Raw genomic sequence first — 15,698 nt, 5'->3', positions numbered from 1 at the left:
AATTAAAAAGACCGAACTCCGTAACAACAACATTTTGTTACAGAGCCGGCCAAACATCCCACACTTACTAAGAGGTTATATTTTTATTATTTCACACATGTGGGTGAGATAGGAACAAAAAAGGTGTGTTTTCCAATGCTTACTTTATCTGAAAAACCGTTTCCTTCTTTATTAAAAAAGATATACCGCTTTATGTTCATGATGATACCGTTGTTTCCTTCATAAATGATGTTTGCGTCCATTCCTTTTGCAATTACATTTTTTGTAGGGTAACTGTTGTCATAATTTTGTCTAAAACTACGTTCTAACAATACTACATCGTGTACTTTCTTTACATCATCAAATTGAAACATAAATGCTTCTTTTACATCTTTTACTAATTTAGGGTCTGTCATCCCTTGTTTTCCACATCGGCAGTCAGGGCCTTGAAGTGTATTTGATTGGCTTGTAACTTTTAAGTTGATAGTTCCTTTTGCCATAACTTCTTGTTGGGTTACTTTACTGCTTTCGCCTAATACTTCAACTGTCATAGGGATGGTTGCTCCAGGTATAAGTTTTGCTGAAACTTTGTTTAGTAAAATTCTAAAGGTGTCTTCTTGCAATGTATAGTCTTGCTGATAATAGCCTGTGGCTGAAATAAGCGGACTCCCTAATACATAGTTTTTTGAATCGTAATACGATAAAGCACTAGCCATTCTTGTATAAATTGCTGGATTTTCTTCACGTAATTGACGGGTAGTGAACGATACACCATCTATCGTATAGCGGATATCCATATTATCGCAACTAGTACATAAAGCTTTAAAATCCTTATCTAAATACGCTCGCATACTTAATGGGTTTGGTCCTCCTACTACGTGTTCGGTTACTAAACCTGAAGCGCTATCACCACTTGAAGATTTTTCCATTCTTTTTCCATAAAATTTAACCTGCCCCACATTTTCTCCATGCCAAGCACTGTGTGTATGATTGTCTACAACTGCAGCTGCAGTTTCTTTTTTATTATTGGTTTTTGAAGTAGCCGTGGCTTCGTTAATTTTGTTTTTCAATTTCTTTAAAAATTGCGCATTTGCATTGAAAGAGAAGCCGAGGCATAGTACTACTAAGATTGCAGATAATTTTACATTTGTTTTCATTGTTGTTGTTTTTAAAAAATTAAATTACGTGTTATTGATGGGGCAAATATGCTGCAACATAAAAGCTTCTGAAATAGTAGTTTTGTGAAACGTAGGTTTCAGTTTATGAATGGTATAAAACAAAAAAGCCAATGCTTTATGCATTGGCTTTTAAATTAGATCCTCTTCATTTATATTGGAAATAGAAGTGTAACTTTTGTTCCTATAGGTTCTTTGCCATTGTATAAATCAGTTATCGATAAGATTATTTTATGTTCTAAGGTCTCATTAAGGAGTCGAATACGCTCGTTTATGGCTTCAGTGGAAAAACCGGTGTGTAGGTGTAGGTTTTTTTCCTTCATAATTTTGGCTTTCTCTTGCCCTATACCATTATCTTCAATAGTACATTCTAGCATATTCGCACCTTTTTTTAGAAAATAAACCCCTAGTTTTTTTGTTCCTTGTTTATGAAAAAGGCCGTGTTTAATTGCATTTTCAATATAAGGTTGAATAAACATCGCTGGAAGTTTAATTAATTCGCTTTCTTCTTCTGAAATTTCATTCTTAAAATCAATTAAAAACTCATCGCCAAAACGAAGCTTTTCAAGATCGAGATAAAGGCTTAGGATTTCAATTTCTTCAGTAAGTGAAATAAATTGCTCTTTTGAAGAAAGTAATATTTTTCGAATTAAATCACTAAACTTACCTAAATAACGATTCGAGTTTCGAATGTCTTTTAGTAAAACCAAATCTTGAACCGAGTTAAGCGCGTTAAATATAAAATGGGGATTCATTTGAGACTGTAAAACTTTTAAACTTGAAACGGCAAGCTCATTTTTCTTACTTATTTCTAACCGCGAATATGCTTCATCTAGTTTTAGTTTTTGTGTTTTAATTATTTGTAGTTTTTTAAAGGTATACATTGAAAAGCCAAGAATTAAAAGTGTAATAATACCTCCGAATAATAAAATAAGCTGGCTTCGGTTTTTTTCGGCTTCGGCTAAGGCTAGCTCTTGTTGATTTTTTAAATCGTCTATTTCTTTTTGCTTTTTATATTCAAGTTCCACACTTGTTTGTACCGAAACTTTTCGAGTTTCATCATTATAGATGCTGTCTTTTAAAGTATGATATTCTTGATTAGCGATTAGTGCGTTTTTATAATCTCCCTTATCTTTATATATATTGGCAAGTACTTTATAAAAGTTTTTTGAATACCTAATGTCATTGGTTTTAGGAAGTAAAGCGAGCCCTTTATTTGCAAATTTAGTAGCCTGTTTAAAATCTTTCTTTTTTCGATAAATTTCAGCAAGCAATGTGCTATTAATCAGCGCTAAGATATTGTGGCCAAGACGTTCCGATTCCTCTAATGAATGTTCGCAATACGGAAGCGCTTTCTCATCATCTTTCAACTTATCGCCATATAAATCACATATGCGGCTGTTCACGTAGGCTATTCCAACATATTCATTTGCTTTTTTAAAATATACTATTGCGCTATCATAACTGGCAATAGCTTTTTCAAAACACTCTTGTGAAACATACAACCCACCTTTATTGGCATGAATGTTTCCAATGCGAATGTCGCTTCCGTCTCTAACTGCATATTCATTTGCTAAGTCATAATTTTTTTCGGCAGCATCATAATATTCTTGATCGGACATTACTCCAGCAATTAATGTGTATGCGGTAGATAAGCCATCGTAATCATTGTTTTTTTTAAAATATGTAGCAGCTTTCTTATAGTTTATTAAGGCTTCATCTATATTTCCTTCCCCGGCTTCTATGATGCCATAGTTGTAGTAGGTATAGGAAAGACCATAGTTGTCATCTATTCTTAAAAATATTTTCTCTGCTTTTGCCAATTTTTCTCTGGCTTCATCATTTTCAGCATTTAAATAATGAATATAAGCTCTATTCCAGATTGAATTTCCTTTGTAATAATCAACCTTATCTTGTAATGTTTTAGTAATTGCTTTTTTCTCAAACTTTTCAGCTTCATCATACAGCGCTTCGTTTAATAATACCCAATGCTTTCCGTTTAACTTATTACCAAGCAATTCATCAAACATAGTAAGCCTAATTGTATCATTTTTTTCTTGATGATATAAAGTTAGAATGGAATCAATTGTTTGTAACTGGTCTTTTGGAATGCTATCTAATTGTAGTTTTTTACCGAAATACATTTTAGCTGTCGGTATTTGCTGAGCGTTGGAAAAATAAAATCCTACTAATGTAAGTAGGACGAATAATTTTGTAGGTAGGTTAGGTTTGGTCATTTATTACATTTTTAGCGAAGTCTTAAAACAGTAAGGTAGTCTTCAAATTCAGATTTTTTGTCGCGGGCAATTTTTACTGCCGTATTATTATCCATTAGGATATAACTTTCAGCTTTACTGTATTTTTTTATGGAGTTTAGATTTACAATTGATGAACGGTGTATTCTAAAGAACTGTTCTCGGTTTCCAAGAAGGTTTTCAAAAAACTTTAAATTTTTACTTACTAGTATATTGGTGCCATCTTTAAGCCATACTTTAGTATAAGCTCCGTCTGCATCTAGTAATGAAATTTTGGTGAGTTCTACAAAAATAAGTCCATCAGAAACAGGAAGTGCAATGCGTTGAATTACATTCTCTTTTAAATTTTCCTTAAGAGTCTCAAGACGGTCATGCATAGTGGCGCTATGCAGTTTCTCTTTTAATTTTTTAACCGCATTCTCCAACTTGTCAATTTGTATAGGCTTTAGTAAATAATCGATAGCAGAAACTTCAAATGCTTGTAGGGCAAACTCGCTATAACCCGTTGCAAAAATAAGTTCAAAATTTATTTCATTGAAAAAATTAAGTAATTCAAGACCAGTGTATTCAGGCATTTCTATATCGCAGAAAACAACATCAGGCTGGTACTCATTTATTTTTAAAACAGCTTCAGGTATATTACTACATACAGCTACTACTTGAATATCTGTGCAATAGGTTTCGATTAAATTTTTTAACACACGACGCGCTCTTTCCTCATCGTCTATTAAAATTGCTTTTATCATGTTAGCAAAATAAGTATATTATTTGAGAATCTATTGTCGCTAAATTTATGGATAGTTGTTTTCAATTGATGAACAGTCGTTTGTTTCCTTAAAAAGAAGAGTTTAGCGTTATTTTGAATTTATATAAATTATAAGTATTTCACATTTTTTTGTTTACCTTTTAATTTCAACCGCTACTAAATGAACTAAATTAAAGGGAGGCAGTTTATCATTTTTATACCCTTAAGAGCAGTTTTTTTTAGCTTGTTTAGTGAAGTCGAATCTGTAAGAATTTGTTGTAGATAATTGTATTTTAGTCTGTTAAGTTGTGTTTTGAGGGTGTTGTTTTAATAAAAAGTAGTACCTTTCTTAAACTAGACTCCCTCATTTTAAAATATTCAATTCTATGCTTACAAAAGTTTATGGAAGTGCTGTATTTGGGGTAGAAGCCACAACAATTACTGTGGAAGTAAATGTTGATAATGGAATTGGATATCACCTGGTTGGATTGCCAGACAATGCCATTCGCGAAAGCAATTTTCGGATAGCCGCCGCCCTTCAAAATAATGGGTATAAAATTCCTGGGAAGAAATTGATTCTCAATATGTCTCCTGCCGACCTTCGAAAAGAAGGCTCTGCATACGACCTTACTTTGGCAATGGGAATTCTTGTGGCTACGGGTCAGATTAAAGAACAAAACCCACTTTCTGAGTATATTATTATGGGGGAATTGTCTTTAGACGGAAACTTGCAACCCATCCGTGGCGCGTTATCAATTTCTATAAAAGCAAAAGCAGAAGGTTTTAAAGGTTTTATACTTCCGAAGCAAAATGCAAAAGAAGCAGCTATTGTTGAAGGAATTGAAGTTTTTGGAATTGATAACATTAAAGAAGTAATCAATTTTTTTAATGAAAACAGTGCGCTCGAACAAACCCAAGTAGATATAGAAGCCGAATTTTACAACCATTTGGAGCATCCAGAATTTGATTTTGCAGATGTAAAAGGGCAGGAGTCCATAAAAAGATGCATGGAAATTGCAGCTGCAGGTGGCCATAATATTATTTTAATAGGTCCGCCTGGTTCTGGAAAAACAATGCTCGCTAAGCGTTTGCCCAGTATTTTGCCACCAATGACGCTACAAGAAAGTCTTGAAACAACCAAAATTCATAGTGTTGCTGGTCGCACTATGCAACGTAGTGGGGTTATGACTTCAAGGCCTTTTAGAAGTCCACATCATACTATTAGCGACGTGGCACTTGTTGGCGGGGGACAATACCCACAGCCAGGCGAAATTAGTTTGGCACATAATGGGGTTTTATTTTTAGATGAGTTGCCTGAATTTAAACGTGGTGTTTTGGAGGTATTACGGCAGCCCCTTGAAGATCGAGATGTAACCATTTCGCGTGCAAAATTTACAGTTACTTATCCTTCCAGTTTTATGTTGGTAGCTAGTATGAACCCAAGTCCTGGTGGTTACTTTAATGATCCAAATGCGCCAGTAATGTCTTCCCCTGCAGAAATGCAACGGTATCTAAGTAAGATTTCAGGACCGTTATTGGATCGTATTGATATTCATATAGAAGTAACACCAGTTCCTTTTGAAAAATTAAGCGAAGAACGTCGTGGAGAATCTAGTATTATTATTCGTAAGCGAGTAACCAATGCTCGAAAAATTCAAACTGAACGTTTCTTAATGTTTGAAAATGTGCATTACAATGCTCAAATGGGGGTAAAGCAGATTCGTGAATTTTGTAAGCTAGACGAAACTTCACTTCAACTTTTAAAAACCGCCATGGAACGTTTAAATCTTTCCGCTCGTGCTTATGACCGTATATTAAAAGTATCTAGAACCATTGCAGATTTGGAAGTTTCCGAAAAAATAAACGGCACTCACATTGCGGAAGCCATTCAATATAGAAGCTTGGATCGGGATGGGTGGTTTGGTTAATGTTTCATTTTCAGAAGCCCCAAGTCGTTTTAACTTATTTTTAAGAATAAAAGCAGCTTCGCATAGTATCTTTAAAGCTTTCTAAAAATAAATTCCATTATGTTTAAAAAATCTCTTAAAGTGAGCTTTGTAGCCTTGATCTCCATTGCTCTATTTGCTGTTTCATGCAAAAAAGAAAAAACTGCCAGCGCAGATGAAAATGCAAAACTCTCTGTTCCCTTTGAAAAATATGAACTCGAAAACGGACTCGATGTTATTCTTCATCTAGATAAAAGTGACCCAATTGTTTCACTTGCCATTCAATATGGTGTTGGTTCTAATCGTGAAAAAACAGGAAGAACTGGATTCGCACATTTGTTTGAACACATGCTTTTTCAAGAATCTGAAAATGTACCACAGGATCAATTCTTCAAAACAATTCAAGATGCTGGAGGAACGTTGAATGGTGGCACTTGGAAAGATGGTACCGTTTATTACGAAATAGTCCCAAAAAATGCAATGGAAACTGTAATGTGGCTGGAAAGCGACAGAATGGGGTATCTAATAAATACAGTAACAGAAGCAGCTTTTGAAAACCAGCAGGAAGTGGTACAAAACGAAAAGCGTCAACGGGTAGATAATAATCCATATGGGCACACGAGTTGGGTGATAGACAAAAGTCTTTATCCAGAAGGCCATCCATATAACTGGCAGGTTATAGGTGAATTAGAAGATCTTCAAAACGCAACAGTGGAAGATGTAAAAGAGTTTTACGATCAATTTTATGGTCCAAATAATGCCACTTTAGTTCTGGCTGGAGATTTTGATACAGACGAAGCCAAAAAAATGATTGAAAAATATTTTGGTGAAATACAACGTCGTCAAGAAGTGGAACCGCTAAAACCTCAACTGGTTACACTTACAGAAACAAAAAGATTGTATCATGAAGATAACTTTGCAACTGCGCCACAGTTAAATATGGTTTGGCCAACTGTACAGCAATACACCGATGATGCGTATGCCTTAGATTTCTTGGGGGAAATTCTTTCCGAAGGAAAAAAAGCCCCACTTTACAAAGTATTAGTAAAAGAAAAAGACCTTACCGCTGGGCCACGTGCTTATAATAATTCAAGTGAATTGGCTGGCGATTTTCAAATAAAAGTTACTGCAAACAATGGTGTTGATCTTGATGAGGTTGAAAAAGGTATTTCTGAAGCTTTTACCCTGTTTGAAAAAGATGGCGTTACCGAACGTGATATTGAAAGGATTAAAGCTGGCTTAGAAACGCAATTTTACAACGGGATAAGCAGTGTTTTAGGAAAATCATTCCAACTTGCTAATTACAATGTTTTTGCTGGCGATCCAGATTTTATTACTCAAGATATTGAAAATATTAAAAAAGTCACAAAAGGCGATGTACTGCGGGTTTACAATAAATACATAAAAGGTAAGCCATATGTAATGACAAGCTTTGTTCCTAAAGGACAAGTTGAACTTATTGCTGAAAATTCTGAAAAAGCCGCAGTTGTTGAAGAAGAAATTAAAGAAAATGTAACTAAAAAGGTGGAAGAAGCAAAAACGGAAATAGTTAAAACGCCTTCTAAGTTTGACCGTTCTAAACCACCAGTTCAAGGGGAAACACCAGCATTGAAAATTCCTGAAATGTGGAGTGCAACTTTAGCAAACGGATTGAAAGTTTCTGGAATTGAGCAAAACGAAATTCCAACAGTAAACTTTAGTTTCGTAGTTGAAGGCGGTCACTTGCTAGACGATATGAAAAAAAATGGGGTTGCAAATTTAATGAGCGATATCCTGATGGAAGGTACCGCCAATAAAACGCCAGAGCAATTAGAAGAAGCAATTGACCTTTTGGGGGCAAGTATACGCATGTACACAACTGATGAATCTATTGTAATTCGCGGAAATACTTTAACTCGAAATTTCAATAAAACAATGGATTTGGTTACTGAAATACTTCTGGAACCACGATGGGATGAAGCTGAACTAGCGCGAATTAAAACAAAAACGATTAATGAAATAGAGCGTTCAGATGCGAACCCGAATGTGGTTGCAAATAGAGTTTTCAGCAAATTGCTCTATGGTGAAGATCATATTTTTAGCTATCCAACCTATGGAACCGTTGATTCTGTAAAAGAAATTTCAATGGAAGATTTAAAGTCATTTTATAACAAAAACTTTTCACCTTCAATAAGCACATTCCAAGTTGTTGGAAAAATTGATAAAGATAATGTACTGAAAGATTTAAAGAGCTTGGAAGAAAAGTGGGCTGCAAAAGAAGTTATAATCCCAGAATATCCAGTTGCAAATAACCGCGATAAAGCTTCCTTATATTTTGTAGATATCCCAAACGCCAAGCAGTCTGTTATCGATATAGGGTATATTGCATTGCCACGTACGGATAAAGATTTCTATCCTGCAGAAGTGATGAATTATAAACTAGGAGGTTCCTTTTCAGGAAATGTAAACTTAATTCTTCGTGAAGAAAAAGGATATACCTATGGTGCACGAACTAATTTCAGCGGAAGTAAAATACCCGGAACTTTTACTGCTTCTTCAAGCGTTAGAACCAATACAACAGGCGAATCTGTTCAGATTTTTAGAGACGAAATTTCAAAGTATAAAGAAGGAATTTCACCTGAAGATCTTGAATTCACTAAAAATGCACTTATAAAATCGAATGCACGTCGCTTTGAAACTCAAGGTTCCCTTTTAGGAATGTTACAAGAAATAAATGAATATAATTTACCTTCTAATTATATTGAAAACGAAGAGGCAATAGTTAAAAACATGACTCTAGAGCAGCATAAAGCTTTGGCAAATAAATATTTGGATGCCTCTAAAATGGCTTATGTGGTTGTTGGTGATGCTGCAACTCAATATGCGCAATTCAAAAAAATGGGCTTTGATGAAGTAAAACTTCTCGATAAAAATGGGGAAGAAGTAAAACTTAAAGATGTGAAATTATAAGATTTTAATTGTCTTATAAAATTAACCATGAATGCACGAATTGATTATTTAATTCGTGCATTCGTAGTTTTATATTTTTACCTTTAGTTGAAATTATATGTTATGGTTAAATACTATTTGCTTTTTAGTGTTGCATTTCTTTTTTTTAGTTGCAACAACAATCAAATTGAAACATCTAAAACACCAATTAATAATGAGGAGCTTGCTATAAAAACTTTTGCTGAACCAACCTTCACCTTGGCAGCAGCAAATAAGTTAATTGAGCTTCCATTACATTGTGTGGGCACAGCGTATCCATATAAGCCAGGAGAAACTTTAGAGAGTAAAGCAGATCTAGTGGAGCCAGCTTCGGTACACCCTATTTTTTATGGATGTTTTGATTGGCATAGCGCCGTACATGGCTATTGGTCTATGGTAACCTTAGTGCAGCAATTTCCAGATATGGAGAAGGCTGAAGCGGTTCGGCAGATATTAAAAGAGAAAATTACAGCCGAAAATGTCGCAATTGAAGTAGCTTATTTTGAAAAACCCATAAATAAATCATTTGAAAGAACCTATGGTTGGGCGTGGTTATTGAAGCTTTCAGAAACACTTCACAACTGGGATGACCCCCTGGCCAAAGAGTTGGAACAAAATCTAAAACCATTAACAGACATTATTGTGTTTCGGTATAAAGAATTCCTTCCAAAATTAAACTATCCAATCCGCGTTGGGGAACATACAAATACTGCTTTCGGACTCACATTTGCATACGATTATGCGAATGCTGTAAACGATATAGAGTTAAAGCAATTAATTAATGAACGGGCACGCGATTTTTATTTTACAGATGTAAACTGCCCAATTGATTGGGAACCGAGTGGTTATGATTTCCTTTCTCCTTGTTTGGAAGAAATAGATATTATGCGTCGCGTACTCTCTTCGGAAGAATTTTTAACTTGGATGGATACTTTTTTACCACAACTTGCAGCTAAAAACTATCATTTAAATGTAGGAGAGGTTAGCGATCGTACCGATGGAAAACTAGTGCATTTGGATGGTTTGAATTTTAGTCGCGCATGGGTTTTTTATGGCTTGGCAAAAGAGTTTCCAAAATACAATCATCTTAAAAATACTGCTAACGAACACCTAGCATATTCGTACCCAAACCTAGTGGGTGATAGTTATGAAGGCGGTCACTGGTTAGGGAGCTTTGCAATATATGCCTTGAATGCACTGCACGAAAAATAGCTGTCTTTTAAAGGTGTAAAAACTTAATTACATGCATTCCAAATGGCATCTTCGGGGGTAGGAGCTTTAATGCTAATTTTCTCTTTTTGTACTGGGTGAAGTAGGGTCAATTTTCTTGCGTGAAGGTGAATACTTCCGTCGGCATTACTGCGGTCAAAGCCATATTTTAAATCTCCTTTTATAGCACAACCAATTGCCGATAATTGTGAGCGAATTTGATGATGCCTTCCGGTTTCTAAAGTAATTTCTACTAAATAATAATTATCCAGTTTTTTTAGAAGCTTGTAATGAAGCACTGCTTTTTTGCTATCTGGTACTTCTTTACTATGCGCATACGATTTGTTTTGTTTTGTATTCCTCTTTAAAAAATGTTCTAGCGTATCTTCCGTTTTGGGAGGGATATTTTTAACAACAGCCCAATATATTTTTTCTGTTTCTCTTTCTGAAAACATTTTGTTTAAACGTGTCAAGGCTTTAGAAGTTCTTGCGAACATAACAATCCCACTTGTAGGACGGTCCAAACGATGAACCACACCCAAAAAAACGGCGCCAGGCTTGTTGTATTTTTCAGCTATATATTCTTTTACAACTTCAGAAAGTGGGGCGTCGCCTGTTTTATCGCCTTGTACAATATCGCCTGGACGTTTATTAATAACAATTAGGTGATTGTCTTCAAATAAAACCTGAAGATTGTCTTTGGTGCTATGTGCTTTTGAATTAATAAGCTAAAAAATTAAAGTTTAGAAGTCTATAAGTCTATAAGACGGTCCATCTTAATAGCGGATTTGCTTTTTGAGTTTTATTTGGAGTTTGGTGCTTGATATCTTTAGTATTGTTCACTTTCATTAGGAAAATCGCCACGTTTTATATCCTCGCTATACTTACTAAACGCATTTTTCATGTCAGTATATAAGTCTAGATACCTACGGAGAAAACGCGGGTTGAATTCATGTGTCATTCCAAGCATATCGTGTGTTACCAAAACTTGACCATCTACGCCACTTCCAGCGCCAATACCAATCACGGGAATGCTTATTTTTTCTGCAACTTCTTTAGCAAGTTTGGCGGGTACTTTTTCTAAAACAATTGCAAAACACCCTGCTTTTTCAAGCAAAAGCGCATCTTCAATTAGTTTTTCAGCTTCTTCTTCTTCTTTAGCGCGAACGGTGTATGTTCCAAATTTATAGATGGATTGCGGGGTTAATCCCAAATGCCCCATCACAGGAATTCCAGCGTTTAAGATGCGTTTTATAGACTCTTTTATCTCTTTTCCACCTTCAAGTTTTACGGCATGCCCCCCGCTTTCTTTCATAATTCTAATTGCAGAACGTAGTGCTTCTTTAGGATCACTTTGGTAACTTCCGAAGGGTAAATCTACCACCACCAAACTACGGTCAATAGCACGAACTACGGAAGCCGCATGATAAATCATTTGATCTAAGGTTATTGGGAGCGTAGTTTCGTGGCCAGCCATCACATTACTGGCGGAGTCTCCTACTAAAATTACGTCTATTCCGGCGCTATCTACAATTTTCGCCATTGTAAAATCATAGGCAGTAAGCATGGAAATTTTTTCCCCTTTTTTCTTCATATCTACCAAGGTTTTCGTGGTGATACGCTTATATTCTTTTTTTGCAGTTGACATATATGTAACAATTGAAGGATAAAAGTACTAATTTTGAAGTTCACACTTTTAATATATACTTATGAAGTTTTTTGTTTTTTTATTATTGTTCACTGTTTCTATAAATTCATTTTCACAAAACGCTTTTTCTGAAGAAGATGCCAAGAATATAATCAATACTTTTTTTGAAGGATTTCATAGTGGAGATACGCTTGTAATGAAATCTGTAATGGCAAAAGGTATGGTTATGCAAACTGCATATACAGATAAAAAAGGAACCCATAAAATAAATAACGATGATCCAGATGGTTTTGTAAATAATATAGCAAATCGCCCAGCAGACCAGAAATGGGAAGAGCGTTTGTTAAGTTATAAAGTAGAAATTGATGGGAATTTAGCGCATATATGGATTCCTTATGAATTTTGGTTCAATGGAAGTTTAATGCATTGTGGTGCTAATTCCTTCACATTGGCAAAACTTGATGATGGTTGGAAAATAATCCACATCATCGATTCTCGAAGAAAAGATGGTTGTAATTAAGGGTTAGCAATCACTAATATTCACTTGAACCGCCAAGCCACCTTCACTGGTTTCTTTATATTTAGAAGTCATATCTTTTGCGGTTTCCCACATAGTGGCTATCACTTTATCTAAAGGAACCTTCGCTTTGCTTGGATCGCTATCTAGTGCCATTTCACAGGCGTTAATAGCTTTTATGGCGCCCATTGCGTTGCGTTCTATACACGGAATTTGTACCAAACCAGCAATTGGATCGCAGGTTAGTCCAAGATGATGTTCCATTGCTATTTCACTAGCCATTAAGCATTGTTCGGGAGTACCGCCCATTAATTCACAGAGGGCGCCTGCAGCCATTGAGGATGAAACGCCAATTTCTGCTTGACAGCCACCCATTGCTGCTGAAATAGTTGCGCCTTTCTTGAAAATACTTCCTATCTCGCCAGCTGTGAGTAAAAACTTCTTGACATCATCAAAGTTTGCATCGTGGTTTTCAATTACCATATAATACATCATAACAGCAGGAATTACACCTGCGCTTCCATTTGTTGGGGCAGTAACTACACGGCCTAAGGATGCATTTACTTCATTTACGGCAAGTGCAAAACAGGAAACCCATTTAAGAATCTGACGAAACTTAACTTCTGTATTTCTAATTGCAGCCGTCCATTCTTCAGCATTTGTGTATTGAGTGCTGCCTATAAGGTTTTTATTCATCTCAAATGCTCTCCGCGTTACGTTGAGTCCTCCTGGTAAAGTGCCTTCGGTATGTGCCCCCACGTACATAGAATCTAGCATTACATCCCATATTTTCTTTAAACTGTCGTTTATTTCAGCTTCGGTTCTAAGCGATTTTTCGTTTTCAAGTACTAGCTCTGAAATTGATTTTCCTTCCGCTTTGCAATAGGCAAGAAGTTCTGTGCCTTTTTCCACAGGAAATGGAAATCTTGCAAATTTCTCTTGCTTTATTTTTTTGCGTTTTCGTTCTTTTTTTACTGTAAATCCACCTCCAATAGAATAAAATGAAGAAGATTTTTTAGAACCGTCTTTTAGCCTTGCTCTAAAAGTCATTCCGTTGGGATGAAACTCTAAAAACTTGCGATTGAAAATAATGTTTTCCTTCGGAAAAAAGGAAACCTCCAATTCACCGTTTAGTTTTATTGTATTTTTAGAATTGATATACTCAATTTCTTTTTCAATATTTTCAATAGGAAATGTTACTGGGTCGAAACCAGAAAGGCCTAGCATTACAGCAATATCTGTAGCATGCCCTTTTCCGGTAAGCGATAACGAACCGTAAAGGTCTACGGATATTCCCACGACATCTTCAAACTGGTTTTTTTCTTTAAGCTCTTCAATCCATCTTAATGCAGCGCGCCAAGGCCCTAATGTGTGCGAACTTGACGGGCCCACACCTATTTTTAACATGTCAAAAACACTAATACTTTCCATAAATTCAATCTTGACTCAAACCTAAGAAAATTTAAGATAATCTGCTAAACGGAATAGATTAATTGTTAATAATTATTACTGGAATTATTCCATAAAATAGGAAATATTCCTATTTTTGAATCATGGAAATAGTCACATCTGGGAAACTCACAAAGGTAAAAAGCAGGCATAAACCTGGTGTTTCAAAACAAACTGGTTTTGCAAGCCCCGCTACACATTATTTAGAGCCAACAATCGATTTAAACCAAGAGTTGATAGTAAATAGGGATGCTACATTTTTTGTAAGGATTGATGGAGATGCTTTTAAAGAGCATACTATTCTAGATAAAGATGTGTTGATTATTGACCGCTCTTTAGCTCGTAACTTTGATGCTTTAGCGTTGGTTATTCAGGATGGAGAATTTAAAATACAGCGTATTCCACGTGGTTTTTCTGAAGAAGAATTTACTGTATGGGGAATTATCACTTATATAATTCATCACGCTTGATGATTGCTTTGGTAGATTGTAATAGTTTTTACGCTTGCTGCGAGCAAGTTTTTCGCCCCGATCTTTTGGGAAAACCTGTGGTGGTACTCAGTAATAACGATGGTTGTGTAATTGCCGCCAATAAAGAGGCTAAAGCCATTGCAGATATCCCCATGTTTGAGTCTGTTTTTAAAATTAAAGAACAGTTAATAGCACATAAAGTGAATTTTTTTTCTTCCAATTATACACTCTATGGCGAAATGTCGCAGCGAGTAATGAATATTTTAGAGACATTTTCTCCTAATGTAGAAGTGTATAGTATCGATGAGGCTTTTGCAGATGTATCTGGAATTAAAAATATTGCTTTAGAAGAGTACGGACATCAAATAAAGGATACTATTTTTAAAAATACAGGATTGCCAGTCGGAGTGGGAATTGCCCCGACAAAGGGACTGTCTAAGCTTGCTAATAAAATGGCAAAGAAAATAGCAAAAAGCAATCATGTCTTTGTAATTGACTCCGAAGAAAAAAGGATAGAAGCATTAAAATGGTGTAAAATTGGTGATGTTTGGGGTATTGGTAGCAAGCATGCTAAACGCTTAAAAAATATAGGCGTTTTTGATGCTTTTCAGTTTACGGAATTACCGCTACAATGGGTTCGAAAAGAAATGACTGTGGTAGGGGAGCGTACATGGCGTGAGCTTAAAGGCGAATCGTGTACTGAATTTGTAACCCAGCCACCTCCCAAAAAGGGAATTGGAACTGCAAAATCCTTCGGAATAAAATTGCCCGATTTAGAGCGTATTGAAGAGGCTTGCGCCTATTACATTAGTGAAGTAAGTGAAGTGCTACGTGCTCAAAAATCCTGTGCTACCCATATTCAGGTTTTTATTGTAACCAATTATCATAGCAACGTAGATAAGCAATATTCAAACAGCCTGACAATTACCCTGGACATTCCAACAAATGATACGTTTAAGCTTATTTCTGCTGCGCGAAAGGCTTTAATAGCAATTTATAAACCGGGATATCGCTATAAAAAAGTAGGGGTGAACCTTACAGGAATTATTCCACAGGATTACATACAAGGCAATCTGTTTCATCAACCTTCAAAGTTGAACAATCCCAGACTTATAGAAACCTTTGATGCCATCAATCAGAAGTTTGGAAAAGCCACTATTTCTTCAGGGTTGGTTGGAACACGCGTTAGTGAGTGGGAACTTATTAAAAAAGAACGAAGCTCACGCTATACTACGCAGTGGGGGGAGCTTCTAAAGATAAATTCTAAAAATAATTGAAGGAGCATTGATATTTGAAATTTAGTGCTTGACTATTGCTATTGCTACTTTTTAATGAATC

General features: G+C 35.6%; 12 protein-coding genes. 6 read left to right on the top strand and 6 right to left on the bottom strand.

Annotated features, from left to right (window positions below; genetic code table 11):
* Positions 1–86 precede the first annotated feature (86 nt).
* From ABJ955_RS00790 to ABJ955_RS00780, 3 genes are all read right to left on the bottom strand, one after another.
* Positions 87–1,136, bottom strand: coding sequence for a hypothetical protein (locus ABJ955_RS00790; RefSeq protein ID WP_347372700.1), 1,050 nt, complete (start codon positions 1,134–1,136; stop codon positions 87–89).
* 170 nt (positions 1,137–1,306) lie between these two features.
* Positions 1,307–3,391, bottom strand: coding sequence for a histidine kinase (locus ABJ955_RS00785; protein ID WP_347372699.1), 2,085 nt, complete (start codon positions 3,389–3,391; stop codon positions 1,307–1,309).
* A gap of 11 nt (positions 3,392–3,402) precedes the next feature.
* The gene (locus tag ABJ955_RS00780; protein ID WP_347372698.1) at positions 3,403–4,155 is read right to left on the bottom strand and encodes a LytTR family DNA-binding domain-containing protein; all 753 of its coding nucleotides are present in this window, start codon (positions 4,153–4,155) and stop codon (positions 3,403–3,405) included.
* A 385-nt stretch (positions 4,156–4,540) separates the two neighbouring features.
* On the opposite strand from ABJ955_RS00780, the gene ABJ955_RS00775 reads away from it, so the two are divergent.
* The 3 genes from ABJ955_RS00775 to ABJ955_RS00765 all read left to right on the top strand — a co-directional run bounded on the left by ABJ955_RS00775 (position 4,541) and on the right by ABJ955_RS00765 (position 10,279).
* Entirely contained in the window at positions 4,541–6,082 is a 1,542-nt protein-coding gene (locus ABJ955_RS00775; RefSeq protein WP_347372697.1) for a YifB family Mg chelatase-like AAA ATPase, read from the top strand.
* Positions 6,083–6,181: 99 nt separating this feature from the next.
* Positions 6,182–9,049, top strand: a complete 2,868-nt coding sequence (locus ABJ955_RS00770; RefSeq protein ID WP_347372696.1) for a pitrilysin family protein — start codon at positions 6,182–6,184, stop codon at positions 9,047–9,049.
* A gap of 102 nt (positions 9,050–9,151) precedes the next feature.
* Positions 9,152–10,279 carry a DUF2891 domain-containing protein gene (locus ABJ955_RS00765; protein ID WP_347372695.1) on the top strand — a complete coding sequence of 376 codons (1,128 nt, stop codon included), beginning with the start codon at positions 9,152–9,154 and terminating at the stop codon, positions 10,277–10,279.
* A gap of 23 nt (positions 10,280–10,302) precedes the next feature.
* Here ABJ955_RS00765 and ABJ955_RS00760 read toward each other — a convergent pair whose 3' ends face one another.
* A complete protein-coding gene (locus ABJ955_RS00760; protein ID WP_347374342.1) occupies positions 10,303–11,001 on the bottom strand; it encodes an RNA pseudouridine synthase in 699 nt (232 codons plus the stop codon).
* A 104-nt stretch (positions 11,002–11,105) separates the two neighbouring features.
* Entirely contained in the window at positions 11,106–11,924 is an 819-nt protein-coding gene (panB, locus tag ABJ955_RS00755; protein WP_347372694.1) for a 3-methyl-2-oxobutanoate hydroxymethyltransferase, read from the bottom strand.
* A 61-nt stretch (positions 11,925–11,985) separates the two neighbouring features.
* Between panB and ABJ955_RS00750 the strand changes: the two genes are divergently transcribed.
* On the top strand, positions 11,986–12,444 hold the full coding sequence (locus ABJ955_RS00750; protein WP_347372693.1) for a nuclear transport factor 2 family protein: 459 nt from the start codon (positions 11,986–11,988) through the stop codon (positions 12,442–12,444).
* A gap of 3 nt (positions 12,445–12,447) precedes the next feature.
* Here the strand turns inward: ABJ955_RS00750 and ABJ955_RS00745 are convergent, their stop codons facing one another.
* Positions 12,448–13,872, bottom strand: a complete 1,425-nt coding sequence (locus ABJ955_RS00745; RefSeq protein WP_347372692.1) for an L-serine ammonia-lyase — start codon at positions 13,870–13,872, stop codon at positions 12,448–12,450.
* A gap of 122 nt (positions 13,873–13,994) precedes the next feature.
* On the opposite strand from ABJ955_RS00745, the gene ABJ955_RS00740 reads away from it, so the two are divergent.
* On the top strand, positions 13,995–14,360 hold the full coding sequence (locus ABJ955_RS00740; RefSeq protein WP_347372691.1) for a S24 family peptidase: 366 nt from the start codon (positions 13,995–13,997) through the stop codon (positions 14,358–14,360).
* Positions 14,324–15,637 carry a Y-family DNA polymerase gene (locus tag ABJ955_RS00735; RefSeq protein WP_347372690.1) on the top strand — a complete coding sequence of 438 codons (1,314 nt, stop codon included), beginning with the start codon at positions 14,324–14,326 and terminating at the stop codon, positions 15,635–15,637. The genes ABJ955_RS00740 and ABJ955_RS00735 overlap by 37 nt, the downstream gene beginning before the upstream one ends.
* The last annotated feature ends 61 nt before the right edge of the window (positions 15,638–15,698 follow it).

It is taken from the genome of Aequorivita sp. Q41 (genome assembly GCF_039831855.1).
GTDB lineage: Bacteria > Bacteroidota > Bacteroidia > Flavobacteriales > Flavobacteriaceae > Aequorivita.
Note: the sequence above shows the minus strand (reverse complement) of the source record. Positions and strands in the feature narration are given on the sequence as shown.